Below are 23,941 nucleotides of genomic sequence, written 5' to 3'. Positions count from 1 at the left end.
CCCTTCCGCCCCAGGCGCACCTGGAGCGCCAGTCGCACCTTGAGCTCCAGTAGCACCTTGAGCGCCAGCTGGTCCTTGAGCACCAGTAGCACCTTGAGCGCCAGTAGCACCTTGAGCACCAGTAGCACCTTGAGCGCCAGTAGCACCTTGAGCACCAGCCGGTCCTTGAGGTCCAGTAGCACCTTGAGGTCCAGTAGCCCCAGTAGCACCTGTTGCTCCTCCTCCAAGGCAACCTGACCCGTATTGAACTAGGATAGTTTGGATCTCTGTTATGAGTTTAACTAGTTTGTCGATAGTGCAGCAATCTACTTTGAATAACTTAGCGATATACAATAAATAATTAAGCAAGCTTTGTAGCTCAACGTACAATGCTCCGCATGAGAAAGGTTTTGTTTTTAAAATAGTTAATAGATTAGCGATAATAGAATTTCCAATTTGTTTTTGTGCTGGAGATAAATCTAAGCAATTGAGGAATTTTTGTAGGTTATTTAGGGCAGCAATCAAGTTATCGATATTATTTTGAGAAGGGTTTTGAAAGACAGCTTGAATAGCTTGGCCAAGAGCTTGAAGAAGTCTAACGAATTCTGTAAGTTCGGACTTAGAGATGTTAATATAACTACAAGCTCTGACTTCGCAACAATCATTACCATAAAATACTTTTCCTTTATTTTTATTGTTCATCTTTTCATTCCTTTCTTTCATAGAATCAATAGTCGTTACTATATATTAAAATGAAATTTATACTAAATTCGTGATGGACAAACTACCATTTCTAAAAAAAAATAAGAAATTGGCCCTCTTAGCAAAAATAAGTAAGATAAAGAGAAGGTTTATATAATGTAAAGACGAAAAATTCAGCATAAAAAACTGCATGCTAATTGTTGTAGGTATTTAACAATTGGCATGCAGTTTGTGGAGGAGTACCTCATTTGTAGTCATTTAATCTTTCAAGGGTTGTTTTAGGTAAAATTGGAATTGAAATAGTGAAAGTTGTACCATCTTGATTACTGGTCATTTTTAATGTACCGTTATGATTTTGAATAATTTTCTTCGTTACTGACAAGCCCAGTCCTGTGCCCGAATCTTTTGTTGAGAAGAATGGATCAAAGATATACTCTTGAATGGCTGTTGGAATACCAATTCCATTATCAGTGAAAGTAATACGAACAAAATTATCTAGGCGATAACTAGTAATTTGGATAGAAAGTTTTTTTTCACCTTGAGCATCGACAGCATTCTGAAATAGGTTTAAAAAAACTTGTACAAGTTCATGACGATCAATATGGACTAATACATCATCTAATTCGGTAGAAAAATTATAATCAATTGAAATATTATGTAAAAAGACTTCACTAGCTAGTAACTGTTGAATATACTCACGTAAAAATGTATTAATAGGAAACGGTTCTCTTGTAAATTCGCGTGTTTTTGAAATAGCTAAAAATTTTGTAATAATACTATTTGCGCGGTCTAATTCAGGAATAAGTAAGTTTTCAAATAATTCTTTATTAGATGGAGAAACAGTTTCTTGTAAAAATTGTAAATAACCTCGTACGGTTGTAAGAGGATTACGTACTTCATGTGCAATCCCAGCTGCAATTCGCCCTGCTAAAGAAAATTTCTCTGCATCACGTTCTGTGTTTAAATAATGAAAGACACTAATAACTCTAAAAATCTCTCCGTTATAATCACGAATAATTCGGTTATTTAAAATGCCATAGTTTTTGTCTAAAACTTCTTCATTATATATTTCTGTTCCCGTTCTTAATGTTTCAAGAGCTTTAATTTTTTCTTCTGGCAATTGTAGTAATTGTTGAATTGGCTTTCCGATTATATCATTTCGTACTACACCAAAATCATCTGCTGCAGCTTGGTTACATAAAGTGATATTTCCTTTAGCATCAACAAAGGTTACATGATGTGAAAAAGCATCAAAAATATGAATGAAGTATGTTTCAAGTTGCTCAAATAAAAATAATGAATCGCAAGTAAGTTGAAAATCAGCCTCTTTATTCTCTTTTTTTATGTTTTGAATGGAATGAGTCGTTCTCGTTTTCTTTATTTGTAAACCAATATGTGGATTTTTGTATGTGAAATGATGTGGTAATTGATTCACAAGTTCTTCATAAAAACGTACTTTATTTTCTAATTCTTCTATTCGTTTTTCATGAGATACAATATCATCGTTTGGAAGCATAAATAAATAACCCCTCAATTTAAAAATTCTTCCATCTAGTATATCATATTTTTATACGGATACTCTTAAAGAAGGGGCTACTTAATAAAATTGATTAGCTGAAGTGTTCGGGAAGTGAGTAGAATGAATAGAAGGTGAAGTTAAAAAGGGAGGGATATATTTGCTTTTCATTGGAGTGACAGGGTGGGGAGATCATGATTCTTTATATATAGATCCCTATGAAAATAGAAATAAATTACGAACATATAGTGAGTATTTTCCTATAGTGGAAGTGGATAGTTCATTTTATGCGATGCAACCTGCACGAAACTATACAAAATGGGCAATGGAAACACCGAAAGATTTTGCTTTTATAGTAAAAGCATATCAAGGAATGACAGGACATATGAAAGGTGAAATCCCTTTTTCTACGTTTGATGAGATGTTTGATGTGTACAAACAATCTATTCTGCCTTTAATAGAAGCTGATAAATTAAAAATGATTTTATTTCAATATCCACCATGGTTTGATTGTAAAAAGAAAAATGTGGATTTTCTTCGATATACGAAAGAAAAAATGGAAGGTTTACCGTGTGCCATAGAATTTCGAAATCAAACATGGTTTTATCCCGAAATGAAAGATAAGACGATACAGTTTCTAGAACATGAGAAATGGATTCATACCATTTGTGATGAGCCGCAGGCCGGGATAGGTTCGGTACCGCTCGTATTAGAAGTAACGAATGCAGAGATGGTGTTAATACGTTTTCATGGTAGGAATGTTCATGGGTGGCTTGATAAAGGGGAAAATTGGAGAGCGGTTCGTTGCTTATATCGCTACAACAATAAAGAATTAGAAGAATGGGTAGAAAGACTAGAGCAATTAAAAAAGAAGACAAAGGACATATATGTACTATTTAACAATAATTCGGGCGGAGATGCAGCGGATAATGCGAAACAGCTTATGAAAATGATGAACATTACATATGGTGAGCCGAAGCCTGAGCAATTAAATTTGTTTGAATGATAATAAACAAGAAAGGCACTGTACAAACAGGGGGAATGTACAGTGCCTTTCTATATGAAAAAGAGGGGTAACAATGTTACTGAGCGTTTGGTTGATTCATCAATTGTTGGCTTCGTAATAAATGATAATGGTTATCATTATCATTGTCAATAGTTTTCCGAAAAATAAATAAAAAACTTTTTATGAGACATTACCGGGTAGGAAGATTCCTGATAAAAGGTTTGGCTGAAGCAAAGAAGTTTTTCGGGGGAGAATGCTAGTAAACTCCTAATAAAGTATCAAAAAAAAAGAACAGCAATTAATGCTGTTCTTTTCCAGTGACGAATTGTTGTAAATCAAAAGGAGTTATCGCTTGGATAAACTCTTTTGAGATAAGTGTTTGAACAAGAGTACTTTCAGAAATGGAAGCACCTGTTTTCTTTTCATAAGCTTGTTTTAATAAATCAAGTTTTTCAGCCGTTTCTTTCGGTAATTCAATTGTTAATGTGTTCATAATTTCTCCCCCTTACTATTAGAGTACCACTACAATATAGGAGAGACAAGAAAAGAGAATGTGAAACATAAAAAAGGTTACCATTTATAAATGGTAACTTTTTTTATGTATAAGAGTTATTAAGCAATACCGATATACTTTAAAGTTTTTGATGGAGTACTATGATCAAAGAAGTGTTGTAAAAATGCGATATCAACACCTGATTTGTATGCACAATATCCCCAAGTTTTTCGAAGTGTATGTGAGCTAATCCCTTCTAATCCAACTTCTTTTGCAGCTTTGTTTAAAATGTACCATGCATGTTGTCTCGTAATAGATTTCGTTCCTTTTTGAGACTTTAATAATGGTTCATTACGTTTCCAAGTTTTACGTTCTTTCATGTAGTCTTCGATCGCGTGCTGCAAGTCTTCATTTACAGCAAACCATTTATGTTTCTTTACTTTTTCATTGTAAAATAAAATGGAATGGCGAACATTTTCATGTTCATCGATTACATCACTAACTTTTAATTGTAAGATTTCACTTACTTTTAAGCCAGAATTTACAGCTAATACGAATAATAAGCCATCACGTTTCGAAGATTGTAAAAGTATATTTTTGATAGTTTCTAATTGTTTTTCATTTTGAATAGGTTGTCCTGCTTGTTTCATTTCACGCACTCTCCTCTTTTATGTGTGTAAAGGAAAGGATTAACTTGTTTCCTACTATAAAGGGAGAGTGTGAATTTCATGTGAACTCCTAGTGAAATTAAGACAAATTATTTGACTTCTTTTACTTTTTGTAAATTAAAGTAGAATACAACACTATTAGTCGTGTTATATACACCGTACTCGGCATGGTGGAGGTCTAAAATGTTTTTTACAATAGATAACCCAAGACCGGTACCTCCAGTATGACGGCTACGAGATGCATCTAAACGGTAGAAACGATCCCAAATTTTTTCAAGACTTTCTTCAGGGATAGGGTTTCCTGTGTTTTCGATTTCGACTTTTACTATATCTTCCAGTTCTATAACGGAGACGTGTATTTTTTCTCCACCTGGCGTATAGCGAATTGCATTGCTAAGTAAGTTCACAACGACTTGCTCAATACGACTACGATTCGCTTTAACGAATATAGAAGAGTCTACATCTACGTTCACTTGTAAATGCTTTTCCTCCATGCTAAATAATAACTTTGTATAGACTTGTTGAATTAATTCACCGATTGAGAATGTCGTCATATCTAGTTTGTACGTACCAGATTCTAGTTTTGCTAATTCTAACATTTCAACAATAAGTCTGTTCATGTTTTCTGTTTCTTCTAAAATAACATCTGTGTAATACGTCGTATCTTTACTAACGCCATCTTTAATTCCTTCTGCGAAACTTCTAATTACACTAAGTGGTGTTTTTAATTCGTGTGATACACCAGAAATGAATTCTTTTCGCGTTTTCTCTAATTGACGTTCACGTTCAATATCTTGTTGTAATTTTGTATTGGCAACATTTAATCGATCGATTCGGTCTTTTAAGTTTACAGATAACGTATTAATACTACCGGAAAGCCCGCCAATTTCATCGTCTGCTGTCACAGGTAATTTTTCACTAAAATCAAAATTGGCCATTTTTTTTGTAACGCGATTCATTTTAATTAATGGTTTCACAATGATTTTTGAGTAGTAGAAGGATAATAAAATAATTACGAGAAATACGATGATTAAGGCATAGACATAATAATCCTTTAAAACGAGCATCGCTTCATTAACAGGTTGTAAAGATGCTATCGCAAAAGCGTACTCTGTAATTTTTCCATTTTCCACAATAGGTTTTACAAAGATACTATTTTTTATATTCTCTCCACCATCTATTATATAAGTGTTTAATTGGTGTGAGTTCGCAGTGCCATTTCTAATAATCTCTGCAAAATATTGAACGGCTTGTAATGTTTCAAAATCATTTGCAAGACGAACATCCGCTTTGGATGGAAGCTGTAACTTAGATACGATACCAGTAAACTCAATTTGAGTCACAGTTTTGGATCGGCTTGTAAGTCTATTTTTAGCAGGGTTTCCATTAATGGATTGAAAATCTGAGTTGACATTTTCGTTTTGCCATCGATTATAGTTTGTTGTCAATTCTAGTGGTGTTATGGTGGAATCTTGTACAAAACCGACGACGTTTATCATCCCATCTTTTTTCAATCCTAAGTTTTCGAATTTATTATATTCTTCTGGCGTTAAAACATTATTGAGTGGAATGGAATATGCTTTATTATTTTTAGGATTAATTACATCAATGTAGAAATTATTGTCACTTTTAATAATGCCGTTCGTATTTAAAAACTGCATTTCAGCATTTGTTTTGTCATGAAATTCTTGTTTTAGTTTTCGAATTTCCTCATAAGTTTTACCACTTTCTTCGTAAGTATTTACGAACTTCTCAAAAGCAGTTTGAACTGTTTTTACTTTTTTATTAATGTAAAATTTCTCTAAAAATAGAGATTGTCCTAAGAAAAAAAGGAGGAATATGATTGTAAATAATGTTGATGTTAATAAAAATAGTTTAAAGACGATACTTCTGTTTTTCACTGCGTCACCTCTTGTGAGAAATACTGTAAATGATTTCTTTATTATAACAAACGTTACAAAAAAGTAGAGGAGAAAATCTGTCTCTTCCGAAAGTAGTTTTTAGTAAAAAGTCACATAAAAAGAACTCGACAGACGTATGACGAGTTCTTTAATGTATTATTGTTGAATTGCTGCATCTAAAGCGATTTCAATCATTTCGTTAAATGTAGTTTGACGCTCTTCAGATGTTGTTTCTTCACCAGTGAAAATGTGATCGCTTACTGTTAATACAGATAACGCGTTTACACCGTATTTCGCTGCTAATGTGTAAAGAGCAGTTGTTTCCATTTCTACTGCTAGTACACCATAATCTCCAAGTTTTTTAACCATGTCCATGCTTTCGCGGTAAAATACATCTGCTGTTAAAACATTACCAACACGAACGTGTAAGCCTTTTTCAGTTCCAGCATCGTAAGCTTTCTTTAAAAGGTCAAAGTTTGCAGCTGGTGCAAAATCAAAACCTGGGAATGTTAAACGGTTCATATTAGAATCCGTACAAGCTGTCATTGCAATAATAACGTCACGTACTTTTACGTCTTTTTGAATCGCACCGCAAGTTCCAACGCGAATTAAATTTTTAACTCCGTAGCTTTGGATTAATTCGTTTACATAAATAGAAATAGAAGGAACACCCATACCTGTACCTTGAACAGATACGCGTTTTCCTTTATAAGTTCCAGTGAAACCTAACATACCACGCACGTTATTATAGCAAGTAACGTCCTCTAGAAATGTTTCAGCGATATATTTTGCACGTAATGGATCACCAGGTAATAGAATAGATTCAGCAATTTCGCCTTGTTTTGCTTCAATATGTACACTCATGAAAAGTCCTCCTTATAATGTATTGATAGAAATCAATATCATTTGCATTATACACTATCAATCCTTTCAATTAAAATCTTTTAATTATTTGTAATATGTGCAAAGCAGGAGGATTTCATAAATCATAATCTAGAATATATATGTAAGAAGTTTTGTATGAACAGAGACAATAAAAATGGTAGGTGATATTTTGAAAAATCTTGTCATTGGACTTGTTGCTTTACTATTTATTGTAGTAGGCGGATTTTACATAAAAAAGTATCAGGAAACTACAGAGACTGTAGGTGATGTTCAGGAAGTAAAATGGGATGTGTCAAATGGAAAAGGAAATGAGAAAGTAAATATTTTGTTTCAATTACTAAATAATAAAAATAACGAAGTTCGTGGTGTGAATGATCAAATTCGGGCAGTTATTGTAGACGGACAATTAAAACATGTACAACAAATGAAACCTACATTTGCAGGGAATGGATCATATAAGGTATCTTCCAACATAGCGAAAGATGAAAGATATACAATATTTTTATATGAAGACAAAAACAAGTCTGTGAAATCATTTGCGAAGAAAGATTTTGGGAGAGAAATAGAGGAGAAAAATAAGAAAAAAGTAAAATTTCCAATTGATAGTGTGCTTACAAAAAAAATAGGGGAGTATGAAGTTTCTCTATTATTTGGTGCATTGCATCCGAATGAACCAGCGACGTTAACATTTCAATTCCAAGCGAAAAAGGGTGAGAAATTGAAATTACATTCAGAGAGAGGAGAAGTGGAAGCGCTCTATATCGTGGACGAAACGAGAGAAAACTTTTTATACGCAATACCTGTTGATACAGATGAGCAATTACAATACCGTATTACATTTCCTATAGAAGGAACGTATAAAATATGGGGAGATTTCTATATAAATGGTAAGAAATATGAAAAAGAATTTATTGTACAAGTTCAAAAAAGAAAAAACAGCTAAATGTTTAGCTGTTTTTTCTTTTTCCTATTAATTTTGTTACAGAGAGCATTGTAATTGGTAAAGAATGATTCTTTCTAAATGCTAAATATTTACCGCTCCATGCTGGTTTATATTTTTCTTTAAAATGACGTAGCCCGCTGAAGCTATAAGTATAACGAACATTATTAAAGATGGCAGCAGCAACTCGTTCGGACCAAAAAGATTGTGTCGATAAACCTACATTTGAAAGTGGTGCCATACCAATATTAAAGGAGTGGTATTCATTTTCTTTTGCCCACTGGAATAGGTGGATGAAAATTGCATCCATAATGCCGCTAGGTGCATCTGGATAATAGCGCATTAAATCAACAGACAATGATCCGTCTTGATATACGGGCATAAAGGTTGTAAATGCAATGATTTTTCCATCAGCATCACATAATGTAGCGATAGGTGCTCGGCTAATATATTCACGATCAAAGTATCCGAGTGAAAAACCTTTCTCTTTTTTTCCGCCGAGCCACGCATCTGAAACTTTTCTTAACTCTTCAAATAATTCGTTTGAGAATGGTGGCTGATGAATAGAGAATGTATAGCCTTCTCGTTCGAAACGGTTGAAAGTCGCTCGCATACCGGCTCGTTTTTTTCCTGTTATTGTAAATGTGTTCAAATCAACGACAGCTTCTTCACCAAGTTTAAAGAAGTTGTAACCAAAATCATGATATAAACTCATCCATTTACTTTCTATTTGGTAGAATACACAAATGTATCCAAATCGATCAGCCTCAGCTAAAAACTCTTGTAACACAGTACGGTAGGAGGAAGGATCCCCAATTGGATCACCTAGCACAACGAGACGTTTTCCGGTTATAGAGAAGAGAAGGAGCGCTTTCCCATCACTACTGAAGAAAAATTGTTTATCTCCTAAAAATCCTAAATGACTAAGTACATTACCATCATGTTCATCTAAAAAGTTTTGCAACCTTTTATCATTAGCTGGTTGCCCGGGAAATTCATTTCGATAACGATTGGCAATGAGTGAGCCAATCAGTAAAAATGTAGGAACGAAAAAGGCAGCTGCTAATGCACTTCGTTTCACTTGTGTAATATTACGAACGACAAAATCAGGTTTAAAAGCTTCTTTTGCACCTGCAAATAAAATACCTAAGTTTTTATATAAATATAAAGTTATGAGTAAGAATATAAAAACTTTTACCATATCAGAAAGTGAGACTTCCATTTTCTCGCGTACAAATCTTTTACGAAGCATATATAATACAGCGAGTACGATTAATAAAATAAACGTCTCTTCAATATCAATCCCTTTTAGCGTATTAAAGATGGCTGCTCCGATTAAAGAAATAATCGTCATATAGTAAGAACGCTTTGTTCCATAATATATCCCTCGCGAAAGGATCAGGAGGAGAATACCAAATGTTAGTGATAAGCTAAAAGAAAATTGAATAAGATGTTTTGGAGCTAGAATATGTAAGGCGTGTGCCCTGTTTATACTTGTCGGTAGAATGGTCGATAAAATAACCATTAATCCAGCAAATACTGTTAAAGCAGCAGAGGCCCATGAACCTAGTTTTCCTAGAAAATCACGCTGCAAAGTCCATATAACACCAGTTGTTTCTAATGCAGGCGCAATAAAAGGTTTATCTTCAAACTTTTTAATGGCCACGCCTGTCATTTCAAAAGCTGCAAAAATAAGACCAAGGCAGAAAGGTAAAATGTAATAGACGAGGCGATATAATAACATAGCAGGTAGTAATACGCCTGTATCAATGCCGTATTGTCCGAGCCCAGTTAAAAAGACAAGATCAAATGAACCAAGTCCACCAGGAACAAGACTAACAACACCAGCTAAAGCAGCAATTACATACACACCTAAAAACTTTTGAAATTCGATATCGATACCAAATAATATTAGTATGACGTACATAACAATACCGGCAGATACCCACTCAACTAATGAAACTAATGAGTATAAAACAGTTGGATTTTTTTCTTCTTCCCCGTCTTCTTGCCCTTCGGTTTGCTTTGGTTTTCTATTTTTTAGTTTAGAAAAGCCAATGTATATAGGGACGAAAAGGGCGAAGAAAATAAGAACAGGCCATAGCCACGGTTTTTCATGCAAAATAAAACTTGTGTCTAATATTCCAATAAGACCGAGGAAAGAAAGAATTGCGAGTCCGTTAATAAAAGCAGTTGTCATCCAGGCGATACTTTTAATAAGTTTGCCATTTTCTTTTATGTATGGACGATAAAGCATTGTGCGTACACCAGCTCCAACGAGACCACCAAACCCAATAAATCCATTTAAAGTATTAGCAATCCATGAGATACGAAAAATCTTTTGGACTGGTATATCAGCTTTTAAATAACGAAGCATAACATAGTCATAAAAGAACATTGTTGATACGGCAAATGCACCAAGTGTAATTGCTAAAAAGACTCCTCCGGTTGGAATGTTTTTAATTGTATTGATTGCTTCTAAAAAAGAAATGCCTGCTAATTCTTTTTTTGCTTGAAAGAATACAATTGTTAATACAACAAATGGGAAGATAATTTTCCCGATTTGTAAGAAACGTTTCCATGAAAACGACATAAATACAACTCTCCTTGTATAAGAAAACTGAGACAATAATATTATTATGACAAACTTCAAGAAAAATAAAAAGGTAAATTCCTGTATAGGGAAGCTATTTTTTATATGGGTTATATTTAAAAGAGTATTTCGTTTGTCAGAAAATTAAGTTAAAATGAATTGAAAGAAGGAAGAGAGGGGAAGTAGATGATTATAATAGGTTATGCGGGATATGAGTTAGAGAAAGCGAAACCTAATACATCAGAAGATTTCTTTAATAGATCTGAAGTGACATATATATTAAATAATAAAGAGAGAACTTTTTCCGTTTTATACGTTCGATATTTTGAAGAAGTTTTACAAGAAATTACTCCTTTTGAAGGAAATCCAGTATGTAAAGTAGAAGAACAAGACATATATTTACGGGATATTGTAGCGATATGTTGTTTACTGAAAGAGAATGAGCATCGCATGCAAAAACGTTTATATTTAAATAATATAGAAGCATTCCAACAATATTTTGATGAGGAAACAGTGGTGAAAGTACAAGAAATATTAGCTGAATTACATAAAAATAAAAGAGTAGAAATAGCGTGAAATGGCAAAGGAGAGGGAAAAAATGTCTAATCTAATGGTTGAAAATCAAACAGAACAAGTTTCTATGTTTTTAGAAGATGTTATTACTTTGATAACCAATTATGTAAATTATCATACGTTGCCTTCTTTATTAGAAGAAAAACCAGCAGGGAACGAGCAATATTATAAAGGGTTATTAGCATCAATAAGACGTCTTCTCGTTTTTTGTGAAGAAGGACATGATGCATGTTTTGTTTTGTTAAATAGCCAGCCATTTCGAAAAACAGCAGCTGAGAAAATTTTATATAAAATTTATCATCAAGTAATTGCAGAGTTTTTCTCACCAAAGAGTGATCATTGGTATGAAAATAGTCGGTCTGCCTATACAGGGAAAAACTCCATCGTTTTTCAACAAACGCCACCAGCATCTATAGAGCAAGTAATGAAGAGTTTAGAAGGAAAATTTCAATTGATGCGTGAAGAACTAGAATATTATGAGACGGATTACCAAACAAAGATGTTACACAAATATTAATTGCGAAAAAGAAGCTAAGGGGACTTAGCTTCTTTTCCTTTTGTAAAGTTATATAAGGGATTTCCTTTGAATATATTTATGGGGATAGCATTAAGGAGGTGTAACATGAGTCAGCAAGGTGTATTTACAGATTACTTTCATGAAGTAGAAAGCTGGTGTGAAAGTGTTCTTCACGTATTAGATAGCCGTGCAATGGAAGTGTATGATGTCCATATGCTTGCTTATAAAATTCAAACGTTATTAGATCGTATGAAAGAGCATGAGTATGATACAGATGCAGAGTTTATGTATGAAATAAGTGATGATGTAGAACATATTCAGCATCATTTGCAGGAAGTATTCGTGCAAGGAGAAGAGGAATATGAACTATATGAAAGAGGGGATAGTGAACGAGCTGTTCCGATTGGAGGGCATACACTTCCACCATTACCTTATCCGTATAATGCGTTAGAACCGTATATTTCTAGAGAAATTATGATGTTACACCATGATAAACATCATCGCAGTTACGTGGAAGGGTTAAATAAGGCAGAGAAAATGATGGAAGAAGCGAGAAAAACAAATCAATTTGATTTAATTAAGCATTGGGAAAGAGAAGCGGCTTTTCATGGATCAGGTCATTACTTACACACGATATTTTGGAATAACATGAAAAAAGATGGTGGCGGAAGTCCAAGAGGGGCTCTTTCACAACAGATTGAACAAGATTTTGGGAGTTTTTTACGTTTTCAAAAACATTTCACAGAAGCAGCTTCTAAAGTGGAAGGATCAGGCTGGGCGCTTCTCGTTTGGGTACCACGATCTGGAAGATTAGAAATTTTGCAGAGTACACTTCATCAATTATTTACACAATGGGATACGATACCGCTCCTCGTGCTAGACGTGTGGGAACATGCGTATTATTTACAATACCAAAATCGAAAAGATGAATATATTAAAAACTGGTGGAATGTTGTAAATTGGCCTGATGTAGAAAAAAGATTTGAAAGTGCGAAACAAATTGAATGGACACCGTATTAGACGCAGGTTCTCTGCGTCTTTTTTATTAGAAGGAGAAAGAGATTTCGTTCATATTTTAAAAGGCCAAGCATACACTTGTACAAAAAGTGCCAAAAGGACGTGGGGGGAAATATGAGACGAATTTGTGTAATAATCACGCTTCTTATTATGTGCGCAAGCGTTATACCAATTCCTACATATGCAAAGATGAACAGTAATGTCAGTGCTCGAAATGCTGTATTAATGGAGCAACAGTCCGGTCGTGTATTATACGGAAAAGCAGAACATGAGCCACAAAAAATTGCTAGTATAACAAAAATTATGACAGCCTTGTTAGCTGCTGAATCAGGAAAAATGAAAGAAATGGTATCGGTTAGTAATGAAGCGGTGAGAGTAGAAGGATCGGCAATTTATTTAAAGCCTGGACAGAAAGTGAAGTTAGAGGATTTAGTATACGGACTCATGCTTAGATCTGGTAATGATGCAGCACAAGTAATTGCTGAAAATGTAGGAGGAAGTATAGAAGGGTTCGTATATTTAATGAATGAAAAGGCGAAACAAATTGGAATGAAAGATACTCACTTTTCAAACCCACATGGTTTGGATGGAGATGGATCCCATTATTCATCAGCCTATGATATGGCACTTTTAACAAAGTATGCAATGGGGAACGAAACCTTTAAGAAGATTTTTGGGACAAAAACGTATAAATCAGATTCGTGGGATTATCCGTGGAAAAACAAACATAAACTCGTGACATCTTATTATGAATTTGCGACAGGAGGAAAAACAGGTTTTACGAAGAAAGCAGGACGGACACTTGTTACAACAGCATCAAAAGATGGACTAGATCTAATTGTCGTAACTTTGAGCGCTTCTAGCGATTGGGATGATCATATGAATTTATTTGATAAAGGTTTTGAACGTTTCAAGCAAACGAACGTTGTAGGACAAGGAGCTCTTGCTGAAATAACTGAAAAGAAATATGCCAATCATGTATATACAAAAAATAGTTTTGCAGTGCCATTAACTGAGCAGGAAAGAAAGAATGTCGTATTAAAAGTTGAACTTGATAAAAGTGCAAAACTTAAAGATGGAGTAAAGGTTGGGAAGACGGAAATTTATGTTGGCAATGAGAAAGTTGGAGAACGGAATTTATTTTATAGTAAACGAAAGTTAGTAGCTACAACGGGAATGTATTGGAATAATGTGAAAGAAATTTTTTCTCATATGATAGGTGTTGGGAGCGATGGTTAATCTCGTATGGGTAGCGATGGCAGTCATAGGGATTGTATATGCCATGATAAATGGAACGATGGAAGCAATAAATAAAGCCGTATTTGACGGAGCAAAAGATGCAGTAACAATTTGTATAGGACTTATTAGTGTATTAGTATTTTGGCTCGGTTTAATGAAAATTGCAGAGGAAGCAGGGTTGTTAAAAAAGTTAGTGTCACTTTTTATGCCGATAGTAAAAAGGTTGTTTCCAGAAATACCGAAAGATCATCCGTCAATGGGATTTATTTTATCGAATATGATGGCGAACTTTTTTGGGTTAGGTAATGCAGCAACCCCTCTTGGTATTAAAGCGATGGAACAATTGAAAGAGTTAAATGGAGGGAAGGATTCGGCGAGCCGTTCTATGGTAACGTTTCTCGCGTTAAATACATCAGCGATTACTTTAATTCCTACTACTGTCATTTCGATTCGAATGACGTATGAATCAGCGAATCCTACTGAAATTGTTGGGGTAACATTCATTGCACAAGTACTCTCTATGATCGGAGCGATTTGGATTGACCGCTATTTTTACCGAAGAAGGAGTAGGAAGGGGCGGAAAAAATGAGCATTGTAAATACGATATCATTATGGGTAATCCCTTGTGTAATTGGTTTTATCCTTTTATATGGCACAATAAAGAAAGTGCCGACGTATGAATCGTTCGTTGAGGGGGGAAAAGAAGGGATTCAAATTGCGATCTCTATTTTACCGTTTATGGTTGGAATGCTTGTATCTATTTCGATTTTTCGGGCGTCTGGAGCGTTAGATGCAATGATATCAGTAATGAAGCCGATGTTAGATTTAATTCATGTCCCAGCAGAAATTGTTCCACTAGCACTTATACGCCCTATTTCAGGCTCTGCTGGTTTAAGTATTACGACCGATTTAATTGCCACATATGGGCCAGACTCGTTTATTGGAAGATTGGCTTCTACGATGCAAGGGAGTACAGATACGACTTTTTATATTTTAACAGTATACTTCGGAGCTGTTGGAATTAGAAAAATGGGAGATGCATTAAAAGTAGGACTTTTTGCCGATTTAATCGGGATTATTTGTTCAATTGTGTTTGTTTCTTTAATGTTTAAGTAAGGCGGCTATTCATTTTTTATGCTATTTCGCTTATAATACGTATACGACCACTATTAAGGTGTTGCTTAATAGTGGTTTTTTTATGTGGTATTTTTGACAAAATGATGAACTTTTATTGTGAGCAATATGAAGAATATGGACAATAATAAAAGGTAAAAACATGATTTGCCCTTTATATGTTTATTATCATCGCTATGTTGTTTAAGTAAGATGAAGCGAATGGCCGTCAAGCGTATGCGGTTGCCAAGTCTTTCTAATGTAAGGTAAGATAAATTCGAGGTGAAAAAAAGAAATGGAACGATTACAAAAAGTGATTGCGCAAGCAGGTATTGCATCGAGAAGAAAGGCTGAGGAATTAATTCAGCAAGGAAAAGTAAAAGTGAATGGAAAAATAGTGAAGGAGTTAGGAACGAAAGTAACTCCTCAAGATAAAGTAGAAGTAAATAACATCCCTCTTGAAAAAGAAGAACCTGTTTATTTTTTACTATATAAACCAACTGGCGTAATTTCAAGTGTATCAGATGATAAAGGAAGAAGTGTTGTAACAGACTTTTTCCCTGAAATTAGACAACGTTTATTCCCAATCGGACGCTTAGATTATGATACGTCTGGCGTATTATTGATGACAAATGATGGGGAATTTGCAAATGTATTAATGCATCCAAGATATAAAGTTGAAAAAACGTATGTTGCAAAAATTAAAGGGCCATTAACAGGTGAGAAAATTCGCATGTTAGAACGAGGTGTTGCATTAGAAGATGGGAAAACAGCACCAGCACAAGTGAAAATTATTTCTTGGGACAAGCGTAAAGAGACTGCGATTGTACAATTAACGATTCATGAAGGACGTAATCGTCAAGTACGCCGCATGTTTGAAGCGTTAGATTGTAAAGTAGTGAAACTAAAGCGTGAACGCTACGCCTTTTTAGAAGTGGGTAGCTTGCGACCTGGTGATGCGAGAGAATTGTCACCACATGAGGTGAAACAATTACGTGCATTGGCTTCTACAAAGCCGCGCTAATCGATAGTGTGAAACTTTCACCAGTGGAATGCTCCGCTGGTGATTTATTAAAAAATACGTATATTTATCACTCGTCGAAGAGAGGGGAGACAATATGAAAAAAAATCGCTTATTATTTCGTGTTATTATTCTACTCATTTTATGCGGTGCTGTAGGATTTACACTTTATCAAGGATTTTTTGATGATAAAGAGAAAATGCAAATTGGAAAAGAAGCACCTAACTTTGTTGTAACAGATTTAGAAGGAAAGAAAATTGAACTGAAAGATTTAAAGGGAAAAGGTGTATTTTTAAACTTTTGGGGCACTTGGTGTAAACCGTGTGAAAAAGAAATGCCTTATATGAACGAATTATATCCAAAGTATAAAGAAAAAGGCGTTGAAATTATTGCGTTAGATGCAGATGAAACAGATATTGCGGTTAAGAACTTTGTGAAACAATATGATTTGAAATTCCCAGTTGCTATTGATAAAGGAACAAAAATCATAAGCACATATGGGGTAGGACCATTACCGACAAGCTTTTTGATTAATAAAGATGGAATAGTAGTCGAACAAATTATAGGTGAACAAACGAAAGAACAGTTAGAAGGATATTTAAAGAAAATTACTCCGTAATAAAGAAAGCCTTTACATATGAGGTGCATCCTTATAGTGCCTCTGATTTAAAAATTCTGAGTATTGCGGTAACTTGAGGGTAGAATATACAATAGTACATATAGATATAGGGGCGGTGAGAGTGTTGAAAGAAATTAAGTGTGAATGTGGACATGTGAATCCGATAGGAACTGTTTTTTGTGAAGCATGTGGGAAACCATTTGAAAGCAATGAAAATATAAAACTATTGGATATGCGTTATGAGGGGAGTGCTCGGAGATCTCTCACACAAACAAAAACGATAGTCGATAAAATTTGGAGCTTTTTCTCTTCTGTAAAAGTGGGTGTATGGCTCATTGTAATCACTTTAGCTGCATCAGCAATAGGAACTATTTTTCCGCAAGAAATGTACATAACTCCAGGAATTGCACCAGCTGAATATTATAAGCAAGAATACGGATTTTTAGGGCAACTATACTATCAATTAGGATTTAATAATTTATACGGTTCATGGTGGTATATGATTTTAATTGCTTCAATTGGTATTTCACTTGTGATATGTAGCTTAGACCGTGTCATTCCACTTTATAAAGCTTTAAAGAAGCAAGGGGTGAAAAGACACCCTAGCTTTTTAAAGAGACAAAGATTATACGGCACTGGTACACCGCAAGATGGTGATCTTGAAAGAGTGCAAAAGAATTTAAAGAAAAGAAACTATAACGTGAAAGTGGAAGACGGAAATATTTTGGCGGAAAAGGGACGGTTTTCACGCTGGGGTCCATATGTGAATCATATTGGTCTCATTATCTTTTTATTCGGTGCAATGCTCCGTTTTTTACCGAGTATGTACGTAGACGAAGCCCTTTGGTTACGTGACGGTGAAACGAAAGAAATCCCAGGAACGGATGGTCAATACTATTTAAAAAACGAGAAATTTATTAAGGAAGTTTATGATAAAAGTAAGGACAAGGAAGTTTTTGATGAAGCGATTGATCGTGTAGGCGATAAAATGATTGCGAAAAACTTCCAAACGAATGCTGTATTATATAAAGCGGTCGGCGAAAATATAGCAGGACAAAAACCGAAATTAGAAAAAGTAAAAGAAGCGGAAATTCGAGTGAATGAACCGCTGAAATTTGATCAATTTGCTATATATCAAGTGGATTACAAAGAAAGTGAATTTAAAAGCATGTCATTCCATTTGCAAAACAAAGAAAATAATCAAAAGTGGGGACCGATCAAAGTTGATTTAACGAACCCTACAGAAAAATATGATTTAGGAAATGGTTATTCTTTAGAACTATTAAGCTATTTCCCTGACTTTTATTTTGATGAGAGTGGAAGACCAAATACGAAAACGAAATTACCAAACAACCCTGCATTTGTGTTTAAAATGTTTACGCCTGAAACACCAGATGGTGAAGTGAGTTTTGTTGGTATTCAGCAAAATATAGAACCTGATGGAAATAATAAATATAAAATGTCGTTTGCAGGTGTGGAAATGCAAAATGCAACAGCACTTACTGTAAGGAAAGATTTAACGCTTTGGATTCTCGGTATTGGAGGATTTATATTTATGGTTGGTGTCATTCAAGGGATGTATTGGAATCATCGTCGTATTTGGATACAACGCGTTAATGATGAATGGTGGATTGCAGGACACACGAATAAAAATTGGTTCGGTTTAAAGAAAGATATTGAAAGAGTACTAGAAGGTACGGCAATTCCGCAGCCAAGCGATAAAGTAGTGGATAAAAAAATTAGTTAAGGTGGGGAAACGATATGGTGCAAATAAGTAGTAACTTTCTCTTTACCGCATTTATTTTATATTTAATTGCAACTCTATTTTTCGGGGGAGCAATTAAAGAAAAAGGTCATAAATGGGCAAATATAGGAATAACGATTACAATTTTAGGGTTTATTGCACAAACAGTATATTTTGTTACAAGATGGATTGCATCAGGACATGCACCAGTTAGTAACTTTTTTGAATTCGGTACATTTTTCGGCATGATGCTTGTCGGAGCATTTATTGTCATGTATTTTATGTATCGCGTAAGTATAATCGGACTTTTTGCATTACCAGTTGCACTTTTATTAATTGCCTATGCAAGTATGTTTCCGAGGGAAATATCTCCGCTTATTCCTTCTTTAAAAAGTAATTGGTTGCATATTCACGTGACGACTGCAGCAGCAGGACAAGCAATTTTAGCAATTAGTTTTATTACGGGCGTTATGTATTTATTGAAAAATGTAGACCAATCAACGAGAAGCAAACGTACATTTTGGTTAGAAACGGTAGTGTTCACACTTGTTTGTACAGTTGGTTTTATTGGAGTGACAACGTTATTTTCTAGTATGAAATATGAAGCGAAGTTTCAATGGGTTGATAAAAATGAACAACAAGTGGAAATGAAGTACAATCTTCCAGCTTTAGTAGGACCGCACGAAGGAAAGTTATTGACAGAAAATAAATTAGAACCGACAGTTGAAGTTCCAGCGATTGTAAATGCGAAAAAATTAAATACTGTTATTTGGTCAGTGTTAGTTGGGACATTACTTTATATTGTATTAAGACTTGTTTTACGCAAACGAGTATCGGCAGCACTTCAGCCGTTAGTAAAGAATACAAATAGTGATTTACTGGATGAAATCGGATATCGTTCTATTGCAATTGGATTCCCGGTTTTCACATTAGGTGCATTAATTTTTGCCATGATTTGGGCTCAAATAGCGTGGACACGTTTTTGGGGTTGGGATCCAAAAGAGGTTTGGGCGCTTATTACTTGGCTCTTTTATGCGGCGGTATTACATTTACGCTTATCAAAAGGGTGGCACGGAGAGAAGTCAGCGTGGTTAGCGGTAATTGGTTTTGCAATCATTATGTTTAACTTTATTGTAGTAAACTTAATTATCGCGGGTTTACATTCATACGCATAGAGAAATAAAATAGGAGAGTGAATGTCACTTTCCTATTTTATTTTTGTCAATTTTTCTTCTTTTTTGAGAAAAACATGACAAAGTAGCGGTTGATTTTGTAAAATGATGTCGAGGACATTATATCCTGTTCAAAAAAAATACATAGTTTTGGAAAAAAATTGAACAAACTTTATTATTCTTGTGAAGCATAATATGGGAAGTGAAACATTTAGAAGATTGCTTAAATAAACGAGAATAGCGCAACATACTAGTGTAGAAGGGTAGGTGTAAACCGTTGTGGTAAAAGTACGCAACGGGTAGAAATGGAAAATGAATCAAGAATTTTAATTGTAGACGATGAGGATCGTATTCGTCGTTTGTTGAAAATGTATTTAGAAAGAGAACAATATACAATTGAAGAAGCGGACAATGGTGATACAGCTTTAGAAATGGCGTTACAAAATGATTACGATTTGATCCTATTAGATCTTATGATGCCAGGTAAAGATGGTATTGAAGTGTGTAAAGGGGTTCGTGAGAAGAAAGCGACGCCAATTATTATGTTGACGGCAAAAGGTGAAGAAGTAAACCGAGTACAAGGGTTTGAGGTAGGAACTGATGATTATATTGTGAAACCATTTAGCCCACGTGAAGTAGTGCTTCGTGTGAAAGCGGTCTTACGCCGTTCTGTACCAACAACGTTCTTTACACAAGATACAACGACAAAAGATGTTACTGTGTTCCCTCATTTAACAATTGATAATGATGCACACCGTGTTACAGCAGATGGTAATGAAGTAAACTTAACACCGAAAGAGTACGAATTACTATTATTCTTAGCGAAAGCGCCTGATAAGGTATTTGATCGTGAGCAATTGTTAAAAGAAGTATGGCAATATGAATTCTTCGGAGATTTACGTACAGTTGATACGCATGTAAAGCGTTTACGTGAGAAGTTAAGCAAAAAATCACCAGATGCTGCGAAGATGATTGTTACCGTTTGGGGCGTAGGTTACAAGTTTGAGGTTGTGAACGACTGATGCTTTGGAGAAGTGTAGTAGGGAAATTATGGATGACCATATTGCTTCTCGTTTCGTTTGTGCTCGGATTTGTTGCGATTTTACTTTCACAGTTCTTTAGAACATATTATGTTGATATGAGTGAAGCTAGGCTTCAAAAAGTTGCAACAAGTGTTTCAGAGTTAATTGAAGAAGGTGCCGATGTAAAAACGATTGAGAATATCGCGTACAAATTCTCTGATCCACTTTCAAGGATCATTATTGTAGAAGATGGTAAAGAAATATCTTCTTCGCCGAAACAAGAAGGATTAGTCACTCTTACAATGGATAATTTGAAAGAAGACAAAGAATTAGCGGCTGTTTTTACAGACAAAAAAGAAATTAAGAATAACATTAGAAAAGCCTCTAATAGTAGAAAGAATAAAAACACTGAAAATGATATTATGATTGTCGGAAAACCAGTGCATTCAAAAAATCAAAGTGCAGTGTTCGTATACGAATCTTTACAAGTACCGATACAAGGTATGGAGAGAACGACTGATTTTATATTCTTATCAGCAGGGATTGCGATTATATTAACAACGTTCTTTGCATTCTTCTTATCTACTCGAATTACAGCACCACTCCGTAAAATGCGTGAGGTTGCTTTTGAGGTCGCGCGTGGGAAGTTTGATGCGAAAGCACCTATGGTATCTCAGGATGAGATTGGTGAGCTTGCAACGGCCTTAAACCAAATGGGGAAACAGTTGAAGTTTAATATGAATGCCCTGCAGCAAGAAAAAGAACAGTTAGCAAGTATTTTAAGTAGTATGGCAGATGGGGTTATTACGTTAAATCAAGAAGGTGAAGTCGTTGTAATTAATCCGCCGGCTGAACATTTCTTACAAGTTTGGCAAGAGGAAAAGGAAGTAGAGCTCAGTAAAAAACTACCTTCTGAACTTGTTGAACTATTCCATCTCGTTGTAGAAAGTGAGCAACAACAAGTGGTTGAAATTAATTTACAAAAAGGGAACTATGTAGTTCTTATGACGCCGCTTTACAATCAAACGAAAATTCGTGGTGCTGTAGCTGTATTACGTGATATGACGGAAGAGCGCCGTCTTGAGAAGATGCGTCAAGACTTTATTGCGAACGTATCACATGAACTTCGTACACCGATGGTAATGCTTCAAGGGTATAGTGAAGCGATTTTAGATGATATTGTGCAAACGAAAGAAGAAATTAATGAGTTTGTTCAAATTATTTATGATGAATCCGTTCGTTTAGGTAAACTTGTAAATGAACTATTAGATTTAGCGCGTATGGAAAGTGGTAATGTAGAGTTACATATAGGTGAAGTTGATATTCATCCTTTCGTTGAAAAAATAGGTCGTAAATTCCAAGGAATTGCAAAGGATAAAGAAGTCGCATTAACGGTTGATTTCCAGAATCCAATTGAACAATACCCGTTTGATGCAGATCGTATGGAACAAGTATTGACGAATTTAATTGATAACGCAATTCGTCATACGAATGCAGGCGGACATGTAACGCTTGTAATTAATACGAAAAATAATGGTCTTACTTTTGAAGTACAAGATTCAGGCGCTGGTATTCCAGAAGAAGATATTCCATTTTTATTTGATCGTTTCTACAAAGCTGATAAAGCAAGAACACGTGGGAAAAAAGGTGGAACGGGGCTCGGGCTTGCGATTGCAAAAAATATTGTGCAAGGCCATGATGGTAAAATTGCTGTTTCAAGTGTTGTTGGAGAGGGAACTACATTCTCTGTATATTTACCGAATCGTATAATTTAGATATACGTTTTTAAAGTTGATAATGAATAAAGTTCTACTGTTTTTTATTTTTTTGTAAAATCAATTAAATAAATAATAGTAGAACTTTTTTTCTATCTTAGTCGAATGAAGAATAGCAAGAGGGGTGTCGTGAAGCGATGAAATTATATACGAAAACAGGAGATAAAGGGACAACAAGTGTAATAGGCGGCAGAGTGGATAAAGATAATATCCGAGTTGAAGCATATGGCACGATAGATGAGGCGAATTCTCATATTGGATATGCAATGACTAAGCTACAAGGCGGATCTTTTGGAGATATTTACAATGAACTTGAAAATATTCAACATGAACTATTTGATTGCGGGGGAGACTTGGCGATAGTAGAGGGGAAAATTCCTTATAAAGTAACGGTTGAAATGGTTGAAAGCTTAGAAAGAAGGATTGATTCGTATATAGAAGAAGCACCGCCGTTAGAGCGTTTTATTTTACCAGGTGGAAGCGAAGCGGCAGCTGCTATTCATATTGCACGTACAGTTGTAAGGCGAGCAGAACGATGTGTAGTGTCCTTGCAAAAAGAAGGGAAAATAAATGAAGTTGTTCTAAAGTATGTAAATAGATTATCTGATTATTTGTTTGCGGTAGCTAGAGTAATAAACGCTCGATTACAAGTAAAAGATGTGGAGTATAATCGCAGTGCAATCGTTTTTCGTGATAAAAACGAGAAGGAAGTGGAGTGATTCACTTTCTTTTTTGTATACTTTTTTCTGTAATATACCAAAATAAGAGAAGGTATGGTGTTAATTAGAAAACGGAGGATGTATATGAAAGTGTTAAAATGTGGCGTCATGTTATTGACGGTATTGTTTTTATCTCAATTACATGTGTACGCAGAGGGAAATCAATGGACATGGCCTGTTGAAGGGCAGATAAGTGATTATTTTGGGACAAGGCATGGAAAACACTACGGTATAGATATAGCGGCACCGATTGGCACGCCTGTGGCAGCTATTCAAGAAGGTAAGGTAACAAAGTCTTATTATTCAAGTAGTTATGGAAACGTTGTATTTATTAAACATGGAGAATATGAGGCCGTGTATGCGCATTTAAATAAGAGATATGTAGTTCAAAGGGATTATATTTCAAAAGGAGAAATAATTGGAGAAGTAGGAAATACAGGAGAATCGAGAGGTGCACACTTACATTTAGAAGTTCATCAAGGAAGATGGACGATGGCGAAAAAGAATGCGATGAATCCATTGCTAGTTCTAAATGAACAGAGAAATGAAGTTGTTTCCTCATCCTTATATGTCGTCCAAAAAGGGGACACTTTAGTTAGTATTGCACGGAAATTTAGTATGTCAGTTAAGGAAGTTAAAGATAAAAATGGACTGCAGCAAGATAGGATTTATCCAAATCAACAATTATACGTAAAGTAAAAAAAGAGCTAGTTAAACTAGCTCTTTT

General features: G+C 34.9%; 23 protein-coding genes. 16 read left to right on the top strand and 7 right to left on the bottom strand.

Features of this window, described 5'->3' with window-relative positions; translation table 11 throughout:
- Both JDS99_RS08610 and JDS99_RS08605 read right to left on the bottom strand, forming a co-directional pair.
- Window positions 1-702 (bottom strand): collagen-like protein (locus tag JDS99_RS08610; RefSeq protein WP_199694926.1); only part of this gene is annotated, 702 nt, incomplete at its 3' end.
- A 223-nt stretch (window positions 703-925) separates the two neighbouring features.
- Window positions 926-2,197, bottom strand: coding sequence for an ATP-binding protein (locus tag JDS99_RS08605; protein ID WP_000937261.1), 1,272 nt, complete (start codon window positions 2,195-2,197; stop codon window positions 926-928).
- A gap of 160 nt (window positions 2,198-2,357) precedes the next feature.
- On the opposite strand from JDS99_RS08605, the gene JDS99_RS08600 reads away from it, so the two are divergent.
- On the top strand, window positions 2,358-3,203 hold the full coding sequence (locus JDS99_RS08600; protein ID WP_000897337.1) for a DUF72 domain-containing protein: 846 nt from the start codon (window positions 2,358-2,360) through the stop codon (window positions 3,201-3,203).
- A gap of 298 nt (window positions 3,204-3,501) precedes the next feature.
- Here the strand turns inward: JDS99_RS08600 and JDS99_RS08595 are convergent, their stop codons facing one another.
- The 4 genes from JDS99_RS08595 to deoD all read right to left on the bottom strand — a co-directional run bounded on the left by JDS99_RS08595 (window position 3,502) and on the right by deoD (window position 7,129).
- Window positions 3,502-3,696 (bottom strand): DUF3924 domain-containing protein, encoded by a 195-nt coding sequence (locus JDS99_RS08595; protein WP_001094861.1) that lies wholly within the window; start codon window positions 3,694-3,696, stop codon window positions 3,502-3,504.
- Between the two features lie 119 nt (window positions 3,697-3,815).
- The gene (locus tag JDS99_RS08590; protein ID WP_000806231.1) at window positions 3,816-4,346 is read right to left on the bottom strand and encodes a tyrosine-type recombinase/integrase; all 531 of its coding nucleotides are present in this window, start codon (window positions 4,344-4,346) and stop codon (window positions 3,816-3,818) included.
- Between the two features lie 107 nt (window positions 4,347-4,453).
- Window positions 4,454-6,265 (bottom strand): sensor histidine kinase, encoded by a 1,812-nt coding sequence (locus JDS99_RS08585; RefSeq protein ID WP_098857588.1) that lies wholly within the window; start codon window positions 6,263-6,265, stop codon window positions 4,454-4,456.
- A 156-nt stretch (window positions 6,266-6,421) separates the two neighbouring features.
- Window positions 6,422-7,129: a purine-nucleoside phosphorylase gene (gene deoD / locus JDS99_RS08580; RefSeq protein ID WP_000110707.1), complete on the bottom strand. Its 708-nt coding sequence runs from the start codon at window positions 7,127-7,129 to the stop codon at window positions 6,422-6,424.
- A gap of 175 nt (window positions 7,130-7,304) precedes the next feature.
- Between deoD and JDS99_RS08575 the strand changes: the two genes are divergently transcribed.
- A complete protein-coding gene (locus JDS99_RS08575) occupies window positions 7,305-8,093 on the top strand; it encodes a hypothetical protein (RefSeq protein WP_141499058.1) in 789 nt (262 codons plus the stop codon).
- 4 nt (window positions 8,094-8,097) lie between these two features.
- Here the strand turns inward: JDS99_RS08575 and mprF are convergent, their stop codons facing one another.
- The gene (gene mprF, locus JDS99_RS08570; RefSeq protein WP_087985525.1) at window positions 8,098-10,683 is read right to left on the bottom strand and encodes a bifunctional lysylphosphatidylglycerol flippase/synthetase MprF; all 2,586 of its coding nucleotides are present in this window, start codon (window positions 10,681-10,683) and stop codon (window positions 8,098-8,100) included.
- Window positions 10,684-10,869: 186 nt separating this feature from the next.
- Between mprF and JDS99_RS08565 the strand changes: the two genes are divergently transcribed.
- The 14 genes from JDS99_RS08565 to JDS99_RS08500 all read left to right on the top strand — a co-directional run bounded on the left by JDS99_RS08565 (window position 10,870) and on the right by JDS99_RS08500 (window position 23,913).
- Window positions 10,870-11,259, top strand: coding sequence for a hypothetical protein (locus JDS99_RS08565; protein WP_000583791.1), 390 nt, complete (start codon window positions 10,870-10,872; stop codon window positions 11,257-11,259).
- A 22-nt stretch (window positions 11,260-11,281) separates the two neighbouring features.
- Complete coding sequence (locus JDS99_RS08560; protein WP_000067570.1) at window positions 11,282-11,773, top strand: YpuI family protein; 492 nt, start codon at window positions 11,282-11,284, stop codon at window positions 11,771-11,773.
- A gap of 105 nt (window positions 11,774-11,878) precedes the next feature.
- Window positions 11,879-12,793, top strand: a complete 915-nt coding sequence (locus tag JDS99_RS08555) for a superoxide dismutase (protein ID WP_000082674.1) — start codon at window positions 11,879-11,881, stop codon at window positions 12,791-12,793.
- 111 nt (window positions 12,794-12,904) lie between these two features.
- The gene (dacB, locus tag JDS99_RS08550; protein ID WP_116443083.1) at window positions 12,905-14,029 is read left to right on the top strand and encodes a D-alanyl-D-alanine carboxypeptidase DacB; all 1,125 of its coding nucleotides are present in this window, start codon (window positions 12,905-12,907) and stop codon (window positions 14,027-14,029) included.
- A complete protein-coding gene (gene spmA, locus JDS99_RS08545; protein WP_000247806.1) occupies window positions 14,022-14,618 on the top strand; it encodes a spore maturation protein SpmA in 597 nt (198 codons plus the stop codon). Before dacB ends, spmA begins: the two co-directional genes overlap by 8 nt.
- Window positions 14,615-15,145: a spore maturation protein SpmB gene (gene spmB / locus JDS99_RS08540; RefSeq protein WP_000029511.1), complete on the top strand. Its 531-nt coding sequence runs from the start codon at window positions 14,615-14,617 to the stop codon at window positions 15,143-15,145. The genes spmA and spmB overlap by 4 nt, the downstream gene beginning before the upstream one ends.
- Window positions 15,146-15,437: 292 nt before the next feature.
- Window positions 15,438-16,166: a 23S rRNA pseudouridine(2605) synthase RluB gene (gene rluB / locus JDS99_RS08535; protein ID WP_000440552.1), complete on the top strand. Its 729-nt coding sequence runs from the start codon at window positions 15,438-15,440 to the stop codon at window positions 16,164-16,166.
- A 94-nt stretch (window positions 16,167-16,260) separates the two neighbouring features.
- The gene (gene resA, locus JDS99_RS08530; RefSeq protein WP_087985528.1) at window positions 16,261-16,782 is read left to right on the top strand and encodes a thiol-disulfide oxidoreductase ResA; all 522 of its coding nucleotides are present in this window, start codon (window positions 16,261-16,263) and stop codon (window positions 16,780-16,782) included.
- Between the two features lie 121 nt (window positions 16,783-16,903).
- The gene (gene resB, locus JDS99_RS08525; RefSeq protein WP_000910540.1) at window positions 16,904-18,529 is read left to right on the top strand and encodes a cytochrome c biogenesis protein ResB; all 1,626 of its coding nucleotides are present in this window, start codon (window positions 16,904-16,906) and stop codon (window positions 18,527-18,529) included.
- Between the two features lie 14 nt (window positions 18,530-18,543).
- The gene (resC, locus tag JDS99_RS08520) at window positions 18,544-19,701 is read left to right on the top strand and encodes a cytochrome c biogenesis protein ResC (RefSeq protein WP_087985530.1); all 1,158 of its coding nucleotides are present in this window, start codon (window positions 18,544-18,546) and stop codon (window positions 19,699-19,701) included.
- Window positions 19,702-20,003: 302 nt separating this feature from the next.
- Window positions 20,004-20,720 (top strand): DNA-binding response regulator ResD, encoded by a 717-nt coding sequence (resD, locus tag JDS99_RS08515; RefSeq protein WP_000426862.1) that lies wholly within the window; start codon window positions 20,004-20,006, stop codon window positions 20,718-20,720.
- Window positions 20,720-22,495: a sensor histidine kinase ResE gene (gene resE / locus JDS99_RS08510; RefSeq protein ID WP_098857587.1), complete on the top strand. Its 1,776-nt coding sequence runs from the start codon at window positions 20,720-20,722 to the stop codon at window positions 22,493-22,495. Before resD ends, resE begins: the two co-directional genes overlap by 1 nt.
- A 137-nt stretch (window positions 22,496-22,632) precedes the next feature.
- On the top strand, window positions 22,633-23,214 hold the full coding sequence (locus JDS99_RS08505) for a cob(I)yrinic acid a,c-diamide adenosyltransferase (protein ID WP_087985531.1): 582 nt from the start codon (window positions 22,633-22,635) through the stop codon (window positions 23,212-23,214).
- An 84-nt stretch (window positions 23,215-23,298) separates the two neighbouring features.
- Window positions 23,299-23,913: a peptidoglycan DD-metalloendopeptidase family protein gene (locus JDS99_RS08500; protein ID WP_098857586.1), complete on the top strand. Its 615-nt coding sequence runs from the start codon at window positions 23,299-23,301 to the stop codon at window positions 23,911-23,913.
- Window positions 23,914-23,941: the final 28 nt, after the last annotated feature.

It is taken from the genome of Bacillus cereus group sp. N6, from assembly GCF_016483705.1.
Lineage (GTDB): Bacteria > Bacillota > Bacilli > Bacillales > Bacillaceae_G > Bacillus_A > Bacillus_A wiedmannii.
The sequence above is the reverse complement of the archived record's forward strand: the minus strand, read 5'-3'. Positions and strand labels throughout refer to the sequence as shown.

Excerpts from the sequence above, each read along its gene's own strand:
- JDS99_RS08500 (WP_098857586.1), top strand. The coding sequence starts at position 23,299 with ATGAAAGTGTTAAAATGTGGCGTCATGTTATTGACGGTATTGTTTTTA.
- mprF (WP_087985525.1), bottom strand. The coding sequence starts at position 10,683 with ATGTCGTTTTCATGGAAACGTTTCTTACAAATCGGGAAAATTATCTTC.
- JDS99_RS08575 (WP_141499058.1), top strand. The coding sequence starts at position 7,305 with ATGGTAGGTGATATTTTGAAAAATCTTGTCATTGGACTTGTTGCTTTA.
- spmB (WP_000029511.1), top strand. The coding sequence starts at position 14,615 with ATGAGCATTGTAAATACGATATCATTATGGGTAATCCCTTGTGTAATT.
- dacB (WP_116443083.1), top strand. The coding sequence starts at position 12,905 with ATGAGACGAATTTGTGTAATAATCACGCTTCTTATTATGTGCGCAAGC.
- rluB (WP_000440552.1), top strand. The coding sequence starts at position 15,438 with ATGGAACGATTACAAAAAGTGATTGCGCAAGCAGGTATTGCATCGAGA.
- spmA (WP_000247806.1), top strand. The coding sequence starts at position 14,022 with ATGGTTAATCTCGTATGGGTAGCGATGGCAGTCATAGGGATTGTATAT.
- resD (WP_000426862.1), top strand. The coding sequence starts at position 20,004 with ATGGAAAATGAATCAAGAATTTTAATTGTAGACGATGAGGATCGTATT.
- JDS99_RS08595 (WP_001094861.1), bottom strand. The coding sequence starts at position 3,696 with ATGAACACATTAACAATTGAATTACCGAAAGAAACGGCTGAAAAACTT.
- JDS99_RS08505 (WP_087985531.1), top strand. The coding sequence starts at position 22,633 with ATGAAATTATATACGAAAACAGGAGATAAAGGGACAACAAGTGTAATA.
- JDS99_RS08565 (WP_000583791.1), top strand. The coding sequence starts at position 10,870 with ATGATTATAATAGGTTATGCGGGATATGAGTTAGAGAAAGCGAAACCT.
- JDS99_RS08555 (WP_000082674.1), top strand. The coding sequence starts at position 11,879 with ATGAGTCAGCAAGGTGTATTTACAGATTACTTTCATGAAGTAGAAAGC.
- resA (WP_087985528.1), top strand. The coding sequence starts at position 16,261 with ATGAAAAAAAATCGCTTATTATTTCGTGTTATTATTCTACTCATTTTA.
- resC (WP_087985530.1), top strand. The coding sequence starts at position 18,544 with ATGGTGCAAATAAGTAGTAACTTTCTCTTTACCGCATTTATTTTATAT.
- JDS99_RS08590 (WP_000806231.1), bottom strand. The coding sequence starts at position 4,346 with ATGAAACAAGCAGGACAACCTATTCAAAATGAAAAACAATTAGAAACT.
- JDS99_RS08605 (WP_000937261.1), bottom strand. The coding sequence starts at position 2,197 with ATGCTTCCAAACGATGATATTGTATCTCATGAAAAACGAATAGAAGAA.
- deoD (WP_000110707.1), bottom strand. The coding sequence starts at position 7,129 with ATGAGTGTACATATTGAAGCAAAACAAGGCGAAATTGCTGAATCTATT.
- resE (WP_098857587.1), top strand. The coding sequence starts at position 20,720 with ATGCTTTGGAGAAGTGTAGTAGGGAAATTATGGATGACCATATTGCTT.
- JDS99_RS08560 (WP_000067570.1), top strand. The coding sequence starts at position 11,282 with ATGTCTAATCTAATGGTTGAAAATCAAACAGAACAAGTTTCTATGTTT.